Below are 5,246 nucleotides of genomic sequence, written 5' to 3'. Positions count from 1 at the left end.
GCCTGTTGCAAAATAGCTGTTTTGCACAAACCTGTCATTGCGAGCCAGTGCGCACACTGGCGTGGCAATCCGTTTCCCCGGCAAAAGGGGCGGATTCCCACGAAAAACGGCCGCCCGGTAGGGGGACACTGATAAAGAAGTTTTCTGAATTGGTGGGCAACAGCATGGTACTTCGGTATCATGCTGTTGTTTTTCTGCTGTACTCCGGAGACAAGTCGATTTCTCCGATAAAATTGTAATGCACGTCAATCTGCTGTATCCGGTGACCGCTGGACTTGTCCGGCGCATGGACAACTATTTTCTCCACAAACTCATGCAGGAGTAGGGGCGTCAACTCGGTGGGCTCGGTGTACTTTTTCACGATTTTGAGAAAACTCTGGATGTTGATTTCCTCTGCCTCTGTGGAATGGACGAGGGCTCTCAAACTCTCCGCTGAAGTTTCTAACTCGCTTTGCTCCCGTTCATACCCCTCAGACAGTCTGGTAAACCGTGCTGCGGTGAGTTTCCCCATCACATGATCTTCATAAAGCCGCTGGATAATTGCATCCAGTTCGTTGATCCGCCGCTCCTGTTTCTCTAATTGTCGTTTGGCCTGCACCTGTTCAGCCATCTGTGCGGTCAGTTTGTTCTTCATTACCTGTCGGACAAATTCATCTTCATCGTCCTTGACATAAGCCATTACTCGCTGCAAGTTCTGCAAGACAAGCTGTTCCAGTACCACTGCCCGGATGTAATGTGCGGAACACCCTTTCCGCTTCCGATAGTTGGCACAGGTGTAGCACTCCTGCTCATGCGTCCATGATGTGCTGCGGCAGTGGTAAAGTCTCGCTCCGCAGTCGGCACAGTAGGCAAGCCCTGAGAACATCCCCATTTCCCCCATTTTGGTGGGCCGGCGGCGTTGGGCCCGTGCTTTCTGCACCATCTCCCAGGTCTCCCGGTCAATGATGGCCGGATGGGTATTTTCAAACGTCATTTGCTTCTCCGAAGGATTCAGCAGTTTCCTTTTATTCTTGAACGAGGGCCGGTAGGTTTTGAAATTCGTAGTCTGTCCCAGGTATGCGTCCTGCTCTAAAATTTTTACAATGGTACCCTGTGACCAGCGGTAGGGGTCGTCCGGGTAGTAGTATTTTGTCCGCCCTGTCCGTTGGAACTCCAAAGTTCCCGGAGATGGGATTTTCTTTTCTTTGAGGATTCGGGCGATTTTTCCCGGCCCGTTTCCCTCCACACAAAGTTGAAAAATCAACTCCACCACCGGCCTAGTTTCTTCGTCGATGACCAGATGCCCGTCCGCGCCCTTGAGGTAGCCGTAGGGCGGCCGTGTTGCCAGCCGTTGTCCGGACATTCCTTTGTTACGGAATACGGCCCGTATTTTCTTACTGGTGTCCTTTGCATACCATTCGTTGATGATATTGCGGAATGGGGTAAAGTCATTGTCCATCTGATTCTCGCTGTCCACGCCGTCGTTGACGGCCACGAACCGGACGCCCATCTCCGGGAACCGAATTTCCGTGTAAAGCCCTACCTCCAGATAGTTGCGGCCAAACCGGGACATATCCTTGACAATCACCATACTCACCAATCCGGCCTCAATATCGGCCAGCATTTCTTGAAACCCAGGCCGCTTGAAGTTGGTGCCGGAGTATCCGTCATCCTTATAAATCTTGTAGTTGGTGATACCATTGTCTTTTGCGTATCGGGTCAATATCTCGATCTGGTGGGCAATGCTGTTGCTGTCTCCCTCGTTTTCATCATCACGGGAGAGGCGGACATAGAGGGCCACCCATTTCTCCACAATGTTTTTGATAAAGGCCGCCATCACGTCCGCACCCCTTTCTGACTTTCCAGTTGAAAGAGGGCCAGGAGTTCTTCATACCAGGCCGCTGTGTCTTTCAGATCCTGCGGGGTGAAAATGGTGTTATCCTGGAGAACATGGAGCGTAATGCCGCAGCGCGTCAGGACAGAATGGAAAAATTTATATCCGGCCACCCATTCGCGCCATAGGCGATTCATGCTCACCACAACGAGGTCAGATACATTCTCCGCCTCTATCTCCCGGAGCATCCGCTGATATTCCGGGCGTTCCGGCGTGGTGCCGGGAAAGCCCCAATCACAAAAGAACTCTGGATTCTGGAGCCCGTGCTCCGCCGCATATCCGGCGAGCCGCTCCATCTGGTTTCTGTGGATCAGTCCGTCCATATCGCCGCAGGGATCTCCAATGCGGCAATAGAGCGCAGTGATTTTATTTGACTGCCTGTTCATCATAGCCTCCAATCCGGCAGTCACCGTCTCCTGTCTTGTGACACTTATATTATACAAAACGTCAAGGAAAACGTCAAATTTTCTCAAATTTTTGCAAGAAAATTTACTTTTTTGTTTCCTTGTCAAGTGCCCGCATGATCTTTTTGGAAACGGTGACACCCTGGGGGGCAAAAAAACCATTTACCCGATAATATGTATTGCCAATCTTGATCTCTGTCTCTACTCTTGGCTGTTTTACCTGGGGCATAACAGCCATGGGAACACCCCCTTATCTTTTGTTTTGTGTCTCACGGTGAGACGCAATTATGACAAAATCCGCACCGTCAGGCGGTGCGGATTCAACAGTTCACGATCTATTTTTCAGGACGGATTCAGACGGCGGCTGGCTGAACCGCTCCATAGGTCTTATCGTGCCTCCCCCCATTCCCGTGGGCGGGGCGCCCTACGCTGTGACGCATAGCCGGCGCAAGTATCATCATCCCCGAATGTGTCTCATGGCCTCGGCTCTGCCTGGAGCCGTTTGCGGCGCTGGCGTTGCCCGCTCCTTCCTCCCGGCCTTGCCCCTCCTTCCCGGTGGAATATCCCCGCGCGCCCGCCGCCTGGCTTCACACATACAGAACGTATCTGCTCGTCCTATTTAGTTGTCTGCTCTGGATTCATTTGCACCCGTAAACTCTGTGAATTGCTGCCCCGCACCGCGGTTTAGTTGAAATTGGCTAGAGTTCCTATGACCGCTTCACATGATCCAGAGCGGAAATCGTTTGTTCAAGCGAATTTCCATCTCCAATTATGGGAGTTTTCCTCTGTGAAAAAGCGCAGAATCAGGGGAAATGAAGTAGCTTTCTGTCGTGTATTCTCGTTTTTACAGCCTGATTTTTGATGGGATAGCGCGGAAATCGACGCAAAAAGGACACAGGCAGTCGTGTAACTGCCTGTGTCCCTCGTGCTGTGGATCAGCGATTTCTTCGCAGATAACCGGCTAACATGTCGATAAACTCGCTGTTGGTGGGTGGACGGTGCAGGGTGGTTCCCGCAATATACTCCAAAAGCCCGTGGTCGGTACGCTCCCACACAGCATAAACTACATTGCGCAGAGCACGCTCCACGGAAGATACCGTAACGCCGAACCGATGGGCCGTCTCCGGGTACAGCCGTTTGGTGATCAGATAAATGCCGTCAGGGTCGTCCGTTACCTGCTCGACCATATAGACTGCGTATCGAAAGCCAACTAGTTTTCCCGTCACGCTCAGGCCCCGCAGAAGCTGTTCTGCATCCAACTGACCGTCCTGATGTACCTGCCCTGAAAGATAAAACAAAGCCATCATACCATCCCTTTCATTTCAATATTTGTGGGGTGGTATTTGAGGCGGAGAGCGGCAATGGAGGCAGTTGACCTCCACTTCTCTCCATGGAATTCCTTGTACCGGCGCACCCCTGGAAGTGGTATGGTTTTATCATACAGGATCAAAGCCCTTCTGTGCAGAGCGTTCCATCGGCAATGGCTGTCGCAAAACGGTTTGTCCCACCCGACCAGGCACGATTTATGCCGTTTCTCCGATGCGCTGACAGCGAATGGTGACCCGGCTGGCGCTGCTGAGGGTGCAGGTGAACAGGGTCAAATCCCAGTCCCCCGCCTCCATCTCCTCCAGGGCCGTGCCGGGCAGCTCCTGAATTTCCGACACCCCATAGGAGAACACGTTTCCCGCCGTATCGGTGAACTGAACCTCGTCTCCGGGAGTCAGCCGGTACAGGGAGCCGAAGTGCCCCCGGTAGTTGTGGCCCGCGATGATCAGGTCGCCCAGATAGGCGGAGCCAGTGTACCGGCAAGGGGCCAGATCCAGCAGGGCGTCGCTCCAGGCGCTGACAATGGGCAGCTCCAGCCCCAGGGCGGGGATGGTCAGGGTTCCGATGTACTCCACCCCGTCGATCTCCACCGTGGGCATCTCCATCTCCGGGTGGAGTACATACTCCGGCACAGAGGGCCCCGGTTGTTCCGGAGCCCTCTCCGCTTCTGTCTCTGTCTGGGCCTCTATGGTCTCCATGGCCTCCAGGGCCTGGCGGGCGGCCTCCGCGGCCCGGTGTCCCTCCCACAGGTTGTATCCAGAGAGGGAGAGGGCTGCTGCAATCAGCAGCAGCCCTCCGCAAATCAGGTGTTTAGGCTTCATGTTTTCCGCGATACCTCGTCTTGTACCAAAGACCGGTTACCACCAGGGCAGCTCCGGCCGCAGCCAGCAGACCTGCCAGCAGCCACTGCTGTCCCGTCTGGGGCAGGCCGGGCTCGTCGGGCTGGTCAGGCTCGTCAGGCGTGTCAGGGGTGTCAGGGTCTCTGGGGACATTGTCACCGGGGGCTGGTTCATCCGGAATGTTGGTATCCGGGTCGTCCGGGATATCCGGTTCATCCGGTGTGTCGGGCACATCAGGGACGTCGGGCTCGTCCGGGATATCCGGGTCATCCGGGATGTCCGGCTCGTCCGGCTTATCCGGCGTATCGGGCACATCGGGTTCGTCCGGTTTGGAAGGAATATCATCATTGACGATGATAAAGGTATGCCCCTGCTGATTGACCGTCATGGTAAAGCCTTCCGGAACCACTGTTTCCTCGACCGTCCAGGAGTAACGGTCACTCAAATCGTACCAGGTATGCCGCCAGCCATTTTGCGCATTCAGGTTTACTGTATCGTACTCCTTTCCATCTCTATAGAGCGTAACGGTGACGGAATCAGCGGCGGCGCCGCCGTCATCCAGCTTCCAGACCTTTTGGACGGCAATGTCAACAGAGTCAGGGTCCGGCCCCGGCTCCGGGTCGTCCTCTTTCGTGTTGGTGAAATTGACTTCTGCCGTCACATCCTTCGTGATGGTGCCGCCGGCTCCTGTGGCCGTGGTGGTATATCCGTCCTGATCGGCTTCCTGCTCGACAACCGTATAGGTTATATCCACCGGCAGGCCGGAAGCGGTCTTGCTTTCCCCATGTTTCAGTGCAAAGGAGG

6 protein-coding genes are annotated in these 5,246 nt (G+C 54.5%); all 6 read right to left on the bottom strand.

Annotated features, from left to right (window positions below; all coding sequences use genetic code 11):
• Positions 1-178: 178 nt before the first annotated feature.
• Positions 179-1,816 carry a recombinase family protein gene (locus B5E56_RS14240; RefSeq protein WP_087391392.1) on the bottom strand — a complete coding sequence of 546 codons (1,638 nt, stop codon included), beginning with the start codon at positions 1,814-1,816 and terminating at the stop codon, positions 179-181.
• Positions 1,816-2,262, bottom strand: a complete 447-nt coding sequence (locus B5E56_RS14235) for a recombinase family protein (protein WP_158098745.1) — start codon at positions 2,260-2,262, stop codon at positions 1,816-1,818. Before B5E56_RS14235 ends, B5E56_RS14240 begins: the two co-directional genes overlap by 1 nt.
• Before the next feature lie 100 nt (positions 2,263-2,362).
• On the bottom strand, positions 2,363-2,515 hold the full coding sequence (locus B5E56_RS14670) for a hypothetical protein (RefSeq protein WP_158098744.1): 153 nt from the start codon (positions 2,513-2,515) through the stop codon (positions 2,363-2,365).
• 697 nt (positions 2,516-3,212) lie between these two features.
• Entirely contained in the window at positions 3,213-3,584 is a 372-nt protein-coding gene (locus tag B5E56_RS14230) for a sporulation initiation factor Spo0A C-terminal domain-containing protein (RefSeq protein WP_087391385.1), read from the bottom strand.
• A 216-nt stretch (positions 3,585-3,800) separates the two neighbouring features.
• Positions 3,801-4,424 (bottom strand): sortase, encoded by a 624-nt coding sequence (locus B5E56_RS14225; protein ID WP_087391381.1) that lies wholly within the window; start codon positions 4,422-4,424, stop codon positions 3,801-3,803.
• A partial coding sequence (locus tag B5E56_RS14775; protein ID WP_143383193.1) for a Cna B-type domain-containing protein occupies positions 4,414-5,246 on the bottom strand: 833 nt, incomplete at its 5' end. The genes B5E56_RS14775 and B5E56_RS14225, both read right to left, overlap by 11 nt.

Source organism: Flavonifractor sp. An112 (assembly GCF_002161085.1).
GTDB lineage: Bacteria > Bacillota > Clostridia > Oscillospirales > Oscillospiraceae > Flavonifractor > Flavonifractor avicola.
Note: the sequence above shows the minus strand (reverse complement) of the source record. Positions and strands in the feature narration are given on the sequence as shown.